General features: G+C 68.6%; 11 protein-coding genes. 4 read left to right on the top strand and 7 right to left on the bottom strand.

Translation table 11 applies throughout. The annotated features are described in order from the left end of the window. Nucleotides 1–27: 27 nt before the first annotated feature. The 4 genes from D4765_RS02050 to D4765_RS02035 are packed head-to-tail and all read right to left on the bottom strand — an operon-like array spanning nucleotide 28 to nucleotide 4,134. Complete coding sequence (locus D4765_RS02050; protein WP_136640564.1) at nucleotides 28–1,371, bottom strand: aminotransferase class III-fold pyridoxal phosphate-dependent enzyme; 1,344 nt, start codon at nucleotides 1,369–1,371, stop codon at nucleotides 28–30. Between the two features lie 14 nt (nucleotides 1,372–1,385). Next, entirely contained in the window at nucleotides 1,386–2,033 is a 648-nt protein-coding gene (locus D4765_RS02045; protein ID WP_136640669.1) for a DedA family protein, read from the bottom strand. Further along, nucleotides 2,033–3,463 carry a sensor histidine kinase gene (locus tag D4765_RS02040; RefSeq protein WP_136640563.1) on the bottom strand — a complete coding sequence of 477 codons (1,431 nt, stop codon included), beginning with the start codon at nucleotides 3,461–3,463 and terminating at the stop codon, nucleotides 2,033–2,035. Before D4765_RS02040 ends, D4765_RS02045 begins: the two co-directional genes overlap by 1 nt. Continuing rightward, entirely contained in the window at nucleotides 3,460–4,134 is a 675-nt protein-coding gene (locus D4765_RS02035) for a response regulator transcription factor (protein WP_136640562.1), read from the bottom strand. The genes D4765_RS02040 and D4765_RS02035 overlap by 4 nt, the downstream gene beginning before the upstream one ends. Nucleotides 4,135–4,750: 616 nt before the next feature. Between D4765_RS02035 and D4765_RS02030 the strand changes: the two genes are divergently transcribed. Beyond that, nucleotides 4,751–6,559, top strand: a complete 1,809-nt coding sequence (locus D4765_RS02030) for a heavy metal translocating P-type ATPase (protein ID WP_420824520.1) — start codon at nucleotides 4,751–4,753, stop codon at nucleotides 6,557–6,559. 110 nt (nucleotides 6,560–6,669) lie between these two features. On the opposite strand, the gene D4765_RS02025 is transcribed toward D4765_RS02030, so the two are convergent. Together D4765_RS02025 and D4765_RS02020 are read right to left on the bottom strand one after the other, a co-directional pair. Continuing rightward, entirely contained in the window at nucleotides 6,670–7,230 is a 561-nt protein-coding gene (locus tag D4765_RS02025; protein WP_136640561.1) for a hypothetical protein, read from the bottom strand. Nucleotides 7,231–7,270: 40 nt separating this feature from the next. Beyond that, nucleotides 7,271–7,501, bottom strand: coding sequence for a hypothetical protein (locus D4765_RS02020; protein ID WP_136640560.1), 231 nt, complete (start codon nucleotides 7,499–7,501; stop codon nucleotides 7,271–7,273). 72 nt (nucleotides 7,502–7,573) lie between these two features. Between D4765_RS02020 and D4765_RS02015 the strand changes: the two genes are divergently transcribed. Beyond that, a complete protein-coding gene (locus tag D4765_RS02015; RefSeq protein WP_136640559.1) occupies nucleotides 7,574–8,596 on the top strand; it encodes an EamA family transporter in 1,023 nt (340 codons plus the stop codon). A 70-nt stretch (nucleotides 8,597–8,666) separates the two neighbouring features. Here the strand turns inward: D4765_RS02015 and D4765_RS02010 are convergent, their stop codons facing one another. Next, nucleotides 8,667–10,556 carry an alpha-keto acid decarboxylase family protein gene (locus tag D4765_RS02010; protein WP_136640558.1) on the bottom strand — a complete coding sequence of 630 codons (1,890 nt, stop codon included), beginning with the start codon at nucleotides 10,554–10,556 and terminating at the stop codon, nucleotides 8,667–8,669. Between the two features lie 124 nt (nucleotides 10,557–10,680). On the opposite strand from D4765_RS02010, the gene D4765_RS02005 reads away from it, so the two are divergent. Both D4765_RS02005 and D4765_RS02000 read left to right on the top strand, forming a co-directional pair. Next, nucleotides 10,681–11,835, top strand: a complete 1,155-nt coding sequence (locus D4765_RS02005) for an ROK family transcriptional regulator (protein WP_136640557.1) — start codon at nucleotides 10,681–10,683, stop codon at nucleotides 11,833–11,835. 49 nt (nucleotides 11,836–11,884) lie between these two features. Next, nucleotides 11,885–13,159, top strand: a complete 1,275-nt coding sequence (locus tag D4765_RS02000) for an extracellular solute-binding protein (protein ID WP_136640556.1) — start codon at nucleotides 11,885–11,887, stop codon at nucleotides 13,157–13,159. The last annotated feature ends 63 nt before the right edge of the window (nucleotides 13,160–13,222 follow it).

The following is a 13,222-nucleotide window of genomic DNA, read 5'->3' as shown; positions in this document are numbered from 1 at the left end:
TCTCTTTCAAACTGGCGCTCTCGTCTCTCAGACCGAGAGCTTCGCCAGCGCCTCTTCGATGACTGTCGCCGCATCGTCGATGAGCTCGTCACTGATGACGACGCTCGGCAAGAACCGCAACACGCTGTCCCAGCTGCCGGCATCGAGCACGATGACACCGTTGATGGTGGCGTGCGTGATCACGGCGGTGAGGGCCTCGGGGTTGGGCTTCCTGGTTCCCGGATGCACGAGCTCGACCCCGAACATCGCGCCCTTGCCGCGCACCTCACCGACCACCGAGAACTTCTCGGCCCAGTCGCCGATGCGGGCGAAGAACGCCTTCTCGACGCGCTGCGCCTCACCGATCAGGTTCTCGTCTTCGATCAGCTTGAACACGGCAAGCGCCGCGGCCGTCGACACCGGGTTGCCGCCGAAGGTGCCGCCGATGCCGCCGGGCTGAACCGAATCCATGACGTCGGCGCGACCGGTCACGGCAGCGAGCGGAAAACCGCCGGCGATGCCCTTGGCGCTCGTGATCATGTCGGGCACGACGCCCGAGTGCTCGATGGAGTACCACGCACCCGAGCGGGCAATACCGGCCTGGATCTCGTCTGCCACGAACATGATGCCGTTCGCCGTGCAGAACGCGCTGAGCGTCTCGAAGAAGCCCTCGGCCGGAATCACGATGCCACCGTCGCCCTGGATGGGCTCGACGAACAACGCCGCGAGCTCAGTGGCCCCGATGTGCGTGTTGATGTAGTCGATGGTGCGCTCGGCCGCCTCGACGCCGGTCATGCCCTCGGGGTCGCGGAAGGGGTAGCTCGTGGGCACGCTGTAGATCTCGCCCGGGAACGGCCCCATGCCGGCGCGTTCGGGGAACGGGCGGTAGGTCATGGCCATGGTGAGGTTGGTGCGACCGTGGAAGGCGTGGTCGAGTGCGGCGATGGCGCGACGGCCGGTGAATTTGCGGGCGATCTTCACCGCGTTCTCCACCGCCTCGGCTCCTGAGTTCACCAGGATGGAGTGCTTCTCGAAGTCGCCGGGGGTGTGCTCGGCGAGCTTCTCGGCCACTCGCAGGTAGTTCTCGTACGGGGTCACCGTGAACAATGTGTGGGTGAGCTTCGACGCCTGCGCGCTGGCCGCGGCGGCGACGGCGGGATGCGCGTGACCGATGGTGGTCACACCGATACCGCAGCCGAGGTCGATGATCTGGTTGCCGTCGACGTCAACCAGAATGGCGCCTGAACCGTGATCCATGTAGATGTCGACGAGGGTGCCGGCGCCGCGCGAGACGGTCTTCAACCGACGGGCATGCAGCTCTTTCGACTTCGGGCCGGGCAGCTCGGTGACGATCTTGCGTTCTTGGGAGACAGTGAAGGGTGAAGAAGCCATAGGTCGAGCTTAGATTAGTCGCCCGCTTTGGCGGCCTTCCGACGCGTGCGCAGGTACTGCACAAGGGCCGACACAATGGTGATCAGCACGATGCCGCCGATCACCACGTCGATGTAACGGGTCACCACATCGGCCACGCCCGGAATATGGCCGAGAAAGTAGCCCAGCAGCACCACCAGCAAGGTCCAGAGCACTCCGCCGATGGCGTTGTAGAGCAGGAACTTCGCGTAGTGCATCTTGCCGACGCCCGCCGCGACAGGGGCGAAGGTGCGCACCACCGCGATGAAGCGAGCCACGATCACGGCCGCTCCACCGAACCGGGTGAAAAAGCCCTGAGTACGTTCGACGTTCTTCGTGCTGAAGAAACCCGAGTCTTTGCGCTCGAAGATGCGCGGCCCTGCCCGGTACCCGATCAGATATCCCAGTTGGTCGCCGAGTACCGCCGCGAACGCGATCGACAGCAGCACCAGCCAGAGCGGAGCCTGGATCACCCCGGTGAACGTCAGCAACCCGGTGAAGAAGAGCAGGGTGTCACCGGGCAGAATGAACCCGATCAGCAGCCCCGTCTCGGCGAAGACGATGGCGCACACCACCACCAGCGCCCACGGCCCGGTGGCCGAGATGACCTGCTCGGGGCTGATGGGATTCAGGGCTTCGAACATCACGGGGCGGCCCTCTCTGTTCGGGCGACACTGACAATGGTGGGAATGCTGGCCGCCACCCTGAGGCCGCCCGATGACCTGTTCGCGAGGGTCACCGTGCCTCCGGCCGACGATACCAGCGCCCAGACGATCGAGAGCCCGAGACCGGCATTTCCTTTGACGCCCCGGGTGCCGACGACGGCGTTCGCAGGGCCGGCCGAACCGGTGCGCGACTGGTCTTCACGAGAGAAGCGGTCGAACGCGAGCGGAATGAAGGCGGCAGACATACCCGGGCCCGAGTCGGTGATGTCAAGGCACAGGCGGGAGTCGAGCATCCGGAGCTCGGCGCGAACAGTGCCAGAACTGCCGATCGCCGCAATGGCATTGCCCAGCAGGTTGTCGACGATGCGCCCGAAGTTGTGTCTCGACAGGGCGACAGACGCGCCAGAGAGCTCGGCGACCTCGTAGTCGACGAGAACGGCTGAGCCGGTGCTGAGCATGCGCGCCCGGTCGATGGCGTCGACCAACTCGTCGGCCATCTGCGATACCGGCGACGACTCGTTGGGCTGCATGCCCTCGATGCGGGTGAGTTCGAGCAGGCTGGCCGCCAGAACCGTGAGCCGCTTCACGTGCCTCTCAGCCGACTCGATCTCGGCGAGCAGTGCCGTCGAGTCTCCCGCGCTCAGGTGCGCCAGCTCGAGCTGGGTCTGCAGAATCGCCAGCGGTGTGCGCAACTCGTGGCTCGCGTCGGAGACCAGCTGTTTCTCGCGGTCGGCCGAGGCCCTCAGATCGATGATGAGCTCGTTCAGCGTGACCGCGAGCGCTGAGAGTTCGTCGCGGGCCGGGCCCACCGGCAGCAACTCGGTCGTTGTTCGCTCGCGCAGCATCACGGCCGTGCGGCGCATCGACGACACCGGGGCGATTGCCGCGGAGGCAAGCAGCCAGGCTCCGCCGGCGAACAGAAGGGTGAGGATGACCAACCCCACCACCAGCGCGGTGGTGAGGTTCGCCAGCGACAGCTCCGCCGCCTGCTCGTTGCGTGCGGTGACCACGTGCCAGACACCGTCGTTCGCCTTCACGGCCCGCGATACGACCAGGTACTCGGCGTTCGGGGTCGTGATGCTCTGGGTGGCAGCGCCGGCCGTGACGATGTCAGGCAGCTGCGGCGTCAACTCTGGGGGCAACGACGACTTGACCGCGACACCGGCGGGGTTCAGCACAGTGAGCAGCTGGCCCTGCGCCGGCGCCTCGAGCGAGGCCCCCTTGTTGTCTGCGATGGCCTGCACGTACGGGTCGGCGTCACTCTGCAGCAGCATCACCGTGGAGTTCGCGAGAATATGCTCGACCTGCAGGCGCACGACGAAGGCGGTTCCGGCGAAGAACACTCCGGCAATCACGAGAGCGCCAAGCGTCAGCCGAAGGCGAATCGAGAGCTGCCGGAACGGCCTCACGCAGTGACCTCGAGCCCGTACCCGATTCCCCGCCGAGTGGCGATCGACACGTCAGACCCGAGAGGGTCGATTTTACGGCGCAGGTAGCTCACGTACTGGTCGACGACGTTCGCGTCGATGTGCTCGGTGCGACCCCATACATCGTCGAGAATCTCGGTACGGCTGAGCACCGAGCCCGATTTGTCGGCCAGCAGTCGCAGCAGGTCGAACTCTTTCGGGCTGAGGCTGAGCGGCTGGCCGCCGACCGACGCCTTGCGGTTGTGGCTGTCTATGGTGAGCGAGCCGATCGAGAGCGCGATGTGGGGCCCGACCGTCTCACGACGAAGCAGGGCCCGGATGCGCGCGGTCAGCTCAGCGAAAGCGAACGGCTTGGTGAGGTAGTCGTCGGCGCCGGCGTCGAGACCCTTCACACGGTCGTCGACAGCATCGCGGGCGGTGAGCAGCAGAATGGGCACAGCCGCGTTCTGGGCTCGCATGCGGCGGCAGAACTCGAAACCGCTCATGCCCGGCAGCATCACGTCGACGATCGCCGCCGAGTAGTGCGTGTTGCCAGCCGAAATGAGCCCGTCGATGCCATTCGCCACCCGGTCGACCTCGTACCCTTCGGCGATGAGGCCCTTGGCGAGAAGGGCCCCCATTTCATCCTCATCTTCAACGACCAGCAGTTTCACACGAATCCTTCCCGCTTTGATTATGGGCGCACGAGAGCGCACCGCACAGCCTGTGGAAGGCGGATGTCTGTGAAAACTCACAGCGACGGGGTTGAGAGATACCCCCCTGGGGTATATATTCGGCGGTGGGAGGCATTATGACGACGCCGAATGCAGAGCACGACGATCACGGCCACGCAGGGCATGGGCACGGGCACGGGCACGGGCACGACCACACTGGTCAGGGGCATGGCGGGCACGGCGGGCACGGCGACCATGCGGCGCAGTTTCGGCGCAAATTCTGGCTGACGCTGGTGCTGGCGGTGCCGACGGTGTTCTTCAGTTCCATGTTCGCGAGCATCATCGGGTACAGCGTGCCCGACTTTCCGGGCGCCGGCCTCATCTCCCCCGTACTCGGCACGATCATCTTCGTCTACGGCGGCTGGCCCTTCCTGACGGGCGGGCTCTCCGAGATCCGCTCGCGCCAGCCCGGAATGATGCTGCTCATCGCCATGGCGATCAGCGTGGCCTTCATCGCCTCCTGGGTCACCACGCTGCGCATCGGCACGTTCGACCTCGACTTCTGGTGGGAGCTCGCTCTGCTCGTGGCGATCATGCTGCTGGGCACTGGGTGGAGATGCGGGCGCTCGGCGCGGCATCCGGAGCCCTCGACGCCCTCGCGGCCCTGCTGCCCGACACCGCCGAGCGCGTCACTGACACCGACAACGGCAATGGCACCGACACCGGCGTCGAAGAGGTTGCGGTCGGCGAGCTGACGGTCGGCGACGTGGTGCTGGTGCGGTCGGGGGCACGCATACCGGCCGACGGCACGATTGTGGAGGGTGCGGCGGCGGTCGATGAATCCATGGTGACGGGCGAATCGGTGGCGGTACGACGCGAACCGGGCGACCGGGTCGTGGCCGGAACCGCGGCCACCGACAACGCGTTGCGCGTTCGCGTCACAGCCATCGGAGACGACACCGCGCTGGCGGGCATCCGGCGCCTGGTCGCCGACGCACAGAACTCGAGTTCGCGCGCGCAGGCCCTGGCCGACCGGGCTGCGGCGTGGCTGTTCTACTACGCGGCCGGCGCCGGTGTGCTCACGTTCGTGGTGTGGATGCTCGTCGGCACTCCCGACGACGCCGTGACCCGCACGGTGACGGTGTTGGTCATTGCGTGCCCCCATGCGTTGGGGCTGGCGATTCCGCTGGTGATCGCCATCTCGACCGAGCGGGCGGCCCGGGCGGGGGTGCTGGTGAAGAGCCGGCTCGCGCTCGAACGCATGCGGAGCATCGACGTGGTGCTGTTCGACAAGACCGGCACGCTCACGCGGGGTGAGCCGGCCGTGACGGATGCCCGGTCGGGCGACGCGCGGTACGACACCGCGGCTCTGCTCGCGTTGGCGGCGGCGGTCGAAGCCGACAGCGAGCACCCTGTGGCGCGGGCCCTGGTGCGGGCGGCGGCGGTTTCTGTTGCGGCTGCTGTTTCTGCGGCCCCGGCGGCTCGCATCGGCGTCGAGTCGGCGGAGTTTGCGGGTGTCGGCGCTGTCGACCCGCAAACTTCGCCGACTGGAATGGTTGGCGGGGTGGTTGGCGGGGGGAACGGCGGAATGCGGGCACGTGAGTTCCGGTCGCTGACGGGGCGGGGGGTGCAGGCAGTGGTCGATGGAGTGCTGGTGAGCGTGGGTGGGCCGGCGCTGCTGCGGGCGAGCGGGGCGGCAGTGCCCGGCGATCTGGCTGAGGCCGCGGCCGAGTGGGCTGGGCGCGGGGCATCCGTGCTGTACGTGATCAGTGGCGGTGCGGCGGACGACGGTGGCGCGGCGGTTCCTGCGACTGTGCTCGGCGCGTTTGCGCTCGAAGATGGTGTGCGGCCCGAGTCGCGCGAGGCGGTCGACGCGCTGCATGCGCGGGGAATCCGGGTCGCGATGATCACGGGCGATTCGCACACGGTGGCGAACGCCGTGGCCGCCCAGCTCGGAATCGACGAAGTCTTCTCCGAGGTGCTGCCCGAAGACAAAGACTCGAAGGTCGCGGAGCTACAGGCGCGGGGGCAGAAGGTCGCGATGGTGGGTGACGGGGTGAATGATGCTCCGGCGCTGGCTCGGGCCGATGTGGGCATCGCGATCGGCGGCGGAACAGATGTCGCCATCGAGTCGGCCGGGGTGGTGCTAGTGGGCAATGACCCGCGGGCAGTGCTGTCGGTCATCCAGCTTTCGAAGGCCAGCTACCGCACGATGGTGCAGAACCTGGTGTGGGGTGCCGGGTACAACGCACTGTCGGTGCCGTTGGCCGCCGGCGTGTTGGCGCCGGTGGGTTTCGTGCTGTCACCCGCGGTCGGGGCCATTCTCATGTCGGCGTCGACCATCATCGTGGCGGCCAACGCGCAACTGCTGCGCCGGGTCGACCTCGACCCTGCTCGCTTGGCGGCTGGCGCGCGACGCGGCTGAACGGTGCAGTCGAGCTTCCCCAGACTGTCGGTTCAGCCGGGCCAGAACGACGGACTGGGGAAACTCGACGGCCCGCGGAGGTGGGAGGCGGGCATCCGGAGGCCCGCCGGTCAGCCGAGGAGCACTCGGTAGGGGTTGGCGCGCGAGCCGTCGCCGAGCACGGTGGCCGAGACGATGACCTGGCAGGCATCGAGGGCATACGGCCGGATGCGTGCGGCCCAGCCGGCGGTGAAGGCAGGGGGCACGTATCCGGCTTTGTGCGATCCGTAGAACAGCAGCAGATCGACGCGCACGGCGTTCGGGTCGAACGGGTTGTTCGGTTCGAGCTCGAGGGCCGCGAACAGCGGCTCAGCGGGGTCGGAGAGTGCCTGGCGAGCCTCGATGACGGCCGAGATTCCTTCTTGGTGCTGGGCGGTGGCGGTGGCCTCGAATGGATGCTCGACCTCGAGTTCGATCGTCGTCACCGGGTCGTTCAGCGGCACGGCCAGTAGTTCGGCCCGCAACAGCGAGTCGCTCGCTGCGACCGCCGCGCTCGTGCGGAACGAGATCAACGCCGCGCCGCCCAACACAAGGGCGGTGAGAATTCCGACGTGGGGCACGAACAGTGCGCAGAACGCTGCGGCCAGCAGTGCACCCCTGACCCAGCCCGGCCAGGTCGACGGGGTCAGCATGACGGGCGCCCCGTGGCCATGACTGTGCTGGGCGCCGGGGTCAGACGCGTGGAGCTGCGGTGATCTCGTGGGCGTGCCGGGTGATCGCGACGTCGTCGATCTCCACCTCAGCCTGCTCGAACCGTTCACGAAGGTGTTCGAGAACCTCGGCGTGGGGCTTACCCGAGTGGTCTTGGCGAGCCTGCGCGAGAATACCCGCCACCTTCTCTTCGGCGGAAGCATCGGTGCTCCCCGCCATCACGGGTTCGTTCTGTGCGCCATTTTCAGCCATAGTCAATCTTCGCACTGATCGCGTAAACGGTTTGGTCGGGGACGAGCGCGGCGATGTGCCAGAATCGGCGGCATGGCCGGGGAGACGGGAAACGGGCGCGCGGGTGCGGGCTGGGCGCCGACGTTCTTCGTGGTGGCTGCCGCCGTCTGCTTCGGAACAACCGGGACCGCCCAGGCCCTCGGCGCCGACAGCGCGTCGGCACTGTCGCTCGGAGCCGCGCGCATCGTGTTCGGCGGGGCACTGCTTGCGATCATGGCGGCGGCCGGGCTGGTGTGGGGCCATCGCAGAGGCGCGGTGGCTCGCGCGTACGCCCCCGCCAGCGCGGGCTGGGCCTCGCTCGGGCTCGTCGCCGTGGGCGCGGTCGGAGCGGCGGCGTACCAACCCACATTCTTCACGGGCACAAGCCAGAACGGGGTCGCCGTCGGAACCCTGGTGGCGCTCGGATCGGCGCCGGTGCTGACGGGGCTGCTCGACTGGGGCGTGCGGCGGAGGGCGCCGGGGTGGCGGTGGGCGGTGTCCACTGCGGTAGCTGCACTGGGTGTTGCGGCACTGACCGGGGTGTTCGGCGGCGGCGCAGGTTCTGCCGGGGCTGGGGCGGCGCTCGCGGGGGGCGGGGGTGGGGCATCCATCACTCCAGTGGGGCTTCTGGCCTCACTCGGCGCCGGCCTGTCGTACGCGGTGTACGCGCTCAGCAGCAAGGCGCTGCTCGAGCGCGGATGGAGCCCGACCGCGACGATGGGCGCCACGTTCGGGGCGGCGGCGGTGATCATGCTTCCGGTGCTGCTCGGCTCGAATCTCGCGTGGCTCGGCACGGCACGCGGCATTTCCACGGCGGTGTGGCTGGCCGTCATCACGACGGGGCTCGCGTACACGCTGTTCGCCCGGGGTCTCAGCCAGCTGCCCGCGTCGCGCGCGGCCACGCTGACCCTCGTCGAGCCGCTCACCGCGACGGTGCTGGGCGTACTGGTGCTGCACGAGCAGTTCACGGCGGCGATCGTGGCGGGGCTGGTGCTGTTGGTGATCGGGTTGGCCGTGCTGACTTCTGGATGGCGTCGCCCGCGCGGCACGGGGGCTCCCCCGCTCTCCCCACGGTAGCCGCGCTCGCCCCGGATGTGCGCTGCCCACGGGTGCGCGCTGCCCCGGGTGTGCCCTGCCCGCGGGTGCGTCAGGGGGCAGGCGGGGCGGGAGCGTTCGCGCGGGCGGCAGCCGCCGCGATGGCAGCGAGCAGGGGCGGCACGTCGAGGCGCGGCACGACCGCCTCGACGAGCGAGAGCGCGGAGTCGGCGGCACGGGCATCCTCGAGCGCCGCCCGCAGTTCGCCCACCGTCGAAGCGCGGGTGGTGAAGAGGTCGCCGGCGTCACGGGCGAGGGCTGCGGGCAGGGCGGTCCAGTTCCAGGGCGCGATGTCGTTGTACCGCGCGGTCGGGCCGTGGATCGCACGCTCGACGGTGTACCCGTCGTTGTTCACGATCACCACGATGGGGGCGAGGCCGAGGCGCATCATGGTGCCGAGTTCGACCGCCGTCAGCTGGGCAGCCCCGTCGCCGATGAGCAGAATGGGGCGGCGTTCGGGCGCGGCGAGCGCGGCACCGATGAGGGCCGGCAGCGTGTAGCCGATGGATGCCCAGAGCGGCTGCCCCACGAACACCACCCCGTGTGGCAGCCGCTCGGCGCCCATTCCGTAAAACGAGGTGCCCTGATCGGCCAGCACCAGATCGCCCGGACGAAGCGCCGCCGCCACCTCGCTCCACAGCGCGGCCTGGCTGAGTGGGGTGCCGCTGGCCACGGTGGTCGACGCGACCTCTGCGCCGGCCACAGCAGACGCGGCCATCGCAGCCACCTCGTTCGCCGCGTTCGCAGCGTTCGCCGCGTTGGCCGCATTCGCAGCGAGCGAGCGCAGGATGCCCGACAGCACCCCCAGCGCATCGGGCAGGTCGACGGGGCCGAACTCGATGCCGGCCACCGACGCCCGGTGCGGGTCGAGCCTGATGACGCGGCTGTCGTCGAAGTGCTGGCTGAAGAACCCGCTGGTGAGGTCGGTGAACTGTACGCCCGCGAGGATGAGGGCATCGGCATCCTCGATTCCGTGGCGAACTGCCGGGGCGCTGGCCGAGCCCTCGTAGGCTCCGAGGTAGCCCGGCGCGCTCTCATCGACCACACGGCGACCCCAGAGCAGGGTTGCATGGGCGAGCGGCCGCCCGTCGGGCTGCGCCGTGGCGAGCAGCTCGTGCAGCTCGGCTTCAGCGCCCAGACGGTGCACGAGCAGGTCGGCCAGCACGGCGACCCGGCCCACGCCGGCCCGCCGTACGCCGACACCGGCACCGACACCCGCGCCCGCCTCAACGGTGCCGCCGACCCCCACGCCCAACGCACCCACCAGCAACCCCCGGGCCGCCTCGGCGAACCCCGCGAGGGCCCCGGGCGACGTGAGATCGCGATGCGCCGGCAGGGGCGCGGCCGGCGGCTGGGCATCCACCTCGCCCACATCGGTGGCGAGCAGCAGGTACCCCGGCAGGTGCTGCTCGCGAATGGCCAGCAGCACACGGTCGATCTCGGCGGCGTAGTTCGTGGCCGTGAGCACGGCCTGCGCCACGGTGATCTCAGCGCTCATGCGGTAGAAGTGACGAAAGTCGCCGTCCCCGAGCGAGTGGTGCAGCGCTCGGCCCGCTGCCTGCGCCGCCTGCGAGGGAGCCCCGACGAGGTGCAGCACTCCCACATGCTCGGCATAGCTGCCGGCGACCGCGTTGACGGCGCTGAGCTCGCCGACGCCGAACGTGGTGCAGAGCGCTCCGATGCCGCGGAGGCGCGCGTACCCGTCGGCCGCGTAGCCCGCGCCGAGCTCGTTCGCGGTGCCCACCCATGACACCACGGAGTGCGCCTCGATGTGGTCGAGAAGGCCGAGGGTGAAGTCGCCCGGAACCCCGAAGACCCGGTCGACCCCCAGTTCTGCCAACCGGTCGAGCAGGTAGTCGGTGACGGTGTACCCGGCGGTTGGCGGATGCCCGGCCGACAGCTCAGCAGAAGCAGAAGTGGGGGCTGGTCGGCGCTCTGGCATGGCCCCATCGAATCACACCGTCACCTCGGCCGAATGCCAACCGAATGTTACGAACCGGTAAATTGCGGGCAACCGCAGGAGAAAAGTCTTGCGTCGAGTTTGTTCGTAAGGTTTACTAACAAACATGACAGCATCGGCGCTTCCCGGTTTCGCACCCGGCCGCACGCTTCGGCCCAGCGCGAAAGTTCTGCCAGAGCACGCCCGCAACCACAACCGTGCCCTCGTGCTGCAGACGCTGTACCGCACCGGCCGCCAGAGCCGCGCCGACATCGCCAGGGAGACCGGCCTCACGCGGGTCACCGTCTCAGACCTCGTGAACGACCTCATCGCCGAGAACCTCATCATCGAGATGGGCCCACGCGAAGATGCCCGACCCGGCAAACCGGCCACCATTCTCGACATCGACCGTACCGCCTTTCAGATCGTGGGCATCGACCTGTCGGAGCACGCGCTGTTCACGGGCGCGGTGCTCGACCTCGACGGCACCATTCTGAGCCGCGCCGAGGTGGCCCTCGCGGGAAGCACCGGCGAAGACGCGGTGGCGAAGGTCATCGCGCTCACCGACACCCTGATCAGCGCCACCACGGCACCGATTCTCGGCATCGGCATCGGCTCCCCCGGCGTGGTCGACCTCGGCGGCGTGGTGCTCAGCGCACCCAATCTCGGCTGGAAGAACCTCGACCTGCGGTCGCGGCTCGCCGAGCGGTTCGGGCACCCGATCGTGGTCGCGAACGACGCCAACGCTGCGGCCCTGGCCGAGCACAGTTTCGGCGGTGCCGACGGCGACCTCATGGTGGTCAAGGTGGGGCACGGCGTGGGCGCGGGCCTGCTGCTCGGCGGCTCGCCGCTGTTCGGCAGCCGGTTCGCGGCGGGCGAGATCGGGCACGTCGTCGTGGGCACTGACGGCGGCGCCCTGTGCGTCTGCGGCAAACGGGGCTGCCTCGAGACGTGGCTCTCGACGCCGAACCTCGAGCTGGCGATCGGGCTCGGCCGGGCATCCGGAACCCACACCGACCGTGTTCTCACCGAAGCCGGCCAGCGGCTCGGCATTGCCCTCGCCCCCATCGTTGGCGCCCTCAACCTGCCGGAGATCGTTCTGAGCGGGCCCACCGAACTTCTCGACGGAACGCTGATCGCGGCGACCGTCGAGACCCTCCGAAGCCGCACGATGGCCGAGTTCCACGGCGATCTCACGCTTCGGATGACCACGCTCGGGCAAGACATCGTCTTGCGCGGCGCGGCCGTCATGGTGCTCTCCGGCCAGCTCGGGGTGTCATGACACGGCACGACCCTGCACCATCAATGCCCTAGGAAAGGTAGCAACAACAATGAGGAAACTCTCTCTGGTAGCACTCGGTGCCGCCACCATGCTCGCCCTGGCGGGCTGCGCGTCGGGCGGGTCAGCCGCTTCGGGCAGCAGCACTCCGGAGGCCGGCAGTATTCGCGTCTGGCTGAACGGCACAGACACCCCCCAGGCCGCACGCGACTACCTGAAGACCACCTTCGAGAAGCAGAACCCCGGCTCCACGCTCACCGTCGAAGAGCAGTCGTGGACAGGCCTGGTCGACAAGCTCACCACCAGCCTCTCCGGCAGCGACAGCCCCGACGTGGTGGAGGTGGGCAACACGCAGGCCGCCGCCTTCACCTCGGCGGGCGCGTTCGAAGACCTCACCTCGAAGCTGCAGGAGCTCGGCGGGTCAGACCTGCTGCCCGGCTTCGTGGCGGCGGGCACGTACGACGGCAAGTTCTACGCGGCCCCCTACTACTCGGGCGCGCGACTGGTGTTCTACAAGAAAGACCTGCTGGCGGCATCCGGGCTCTCGGTACCCACCACGCTCGACCAGTACGTCTCGAACGGCGTCACCCTCGCAGCGGCGAACCCGGGTGTCTCCGGAATCTACTTTCCCGGTCAGGACTGGTACAACGCCCTGCCCTACATCTGGGAGAACGGTGGCGAGATCGCAACCGATGACAACGGCACCTGGAAGGCGGGATTCGAGTCGGCCGGCGCTATCGCTGGGCTGAAGCAGGTTCAGCAGGTCATGGAGAAGGCCTCGGTTGCCCCGAAAGACGGCAACGAGACCGACCCGCAGGTGCCGTTCTGTGCTGGCACCGTGGCGCAGGTCTCGGCGCCCAGCTGGGTGAAGGGCTCCATTCTGGCCGCGGCCGACGCGAAAGCACCTGGCTGCCCCGACCAGACGGCGAACCTCGGCGTCTACGCGCTGCCGGGCAAGAACGGTGGTGCCGCGCAGGTCTTCGCCGGTGGATCGAACATTGCCATCGCGGCCAAGTCGGCCCACCCCGACCTCGCGTACAGCGCCCTGAAGATCATGCTGGGCACCGACTACCAGACCATTCTCGGCAAGACCGGCCTGGTTCCGGCCCTCAAGTCGCTCTCGTCGACGCTCGGCACCGACGACGTGGCGAAGGCTACAGCCGAAGCCGCTGCGAACGCGAAGCTCACCCCGGCCTCACCGAAATGGGCCGACGTCGAAGCGGCCGGCATCCTGCAGGACTTCTTCGTGAAGATCGGCCAGGGCGGCGACGTCACAGCGCTGGCGACCGACGTCGACAGCAAGATCAACGCCATTCTGAACGGCTGAGCCCCGTGAAATGGATGTTCGGGGCCGGTCGTACCCGGCCCCGAACATCCACCCGAGTGCCTC

This window comes from Subtercola vilae (assembly GCF_004923255.1).
In the GTDB taxonomy this organism is placed as follows: Bacteria; Actinomycetota; Actinomycetes; order Actinomycetales; family Microbacteriaceae; genus Subtercola; species Subtercola vilae.
This window is presented reverse-complemented; position numbering and strand designations above follow the sequence as displayed.

Coding starts and splice junctions, on each gene's coding strand:
- D4765_RS02050 (WP_136640564.1), bottom strand. CDS start 1,371: ATGGCTTCTTCACCCTTCACTGTCTCCCAAGAACGCAAGATCGTCACC.
- D4765_RS02045 (WP_136640669.1), bottom strand. CDS start 2,033: ATGTTCGAAGCCCTGAATCCCATCAGCCCCGAGCAGGTCATCTCGGCC.
- D4765_RS02030 (WP_420824520.1), top strand. CDS start 4,751: ATGCGGGCGCTCGGCGCGGCATCCGGAGCCCTCGACGCCCTCGCGGCC.
- D4765_RS02025 (WP_136640561.1), bottom strand. CDS start 7,230: ATGCTGACCCCGTCGACCTGGCCGGGCTGGGTCAGGGGTGCACTGCTG.
- D4765_RS02020 (WP_136640560.1), bottom strand. CDS start 7,501: ATGGCTGAAAATGGCGCACAGAACGAACCCGTGATGGCGGGGAGCACC.
- D4765_RS02015 (WP_136640559.1), top strand. CDS start 7,574: ATGGCCGGGGAGACGGGAAACGGGCGCGCGGGTGCGGGCTGGGCGCCG.
- D4765_RS02010 (WP_136640558.1), bottom strand. CDS start 10,556: ATGCCAGAGCGCCGACCAGCCCCCACTTCTGCTTCTGCTGAGCTGTCG.
- D4765_RS02005 (WP_136640557.1), top strand. CDS start 10,681: ATGACAGCATCGGCGCTTCCCGGTTTCGCACCCGGCCGCACGCTTCGG.
- D4765_RS02000 (WP_136640556.1), top strand. CDS start 11,885: ATGAGGAAACTCTCTCTGGTAGCACTCGGTGCCGCCACCATGCTCGCC.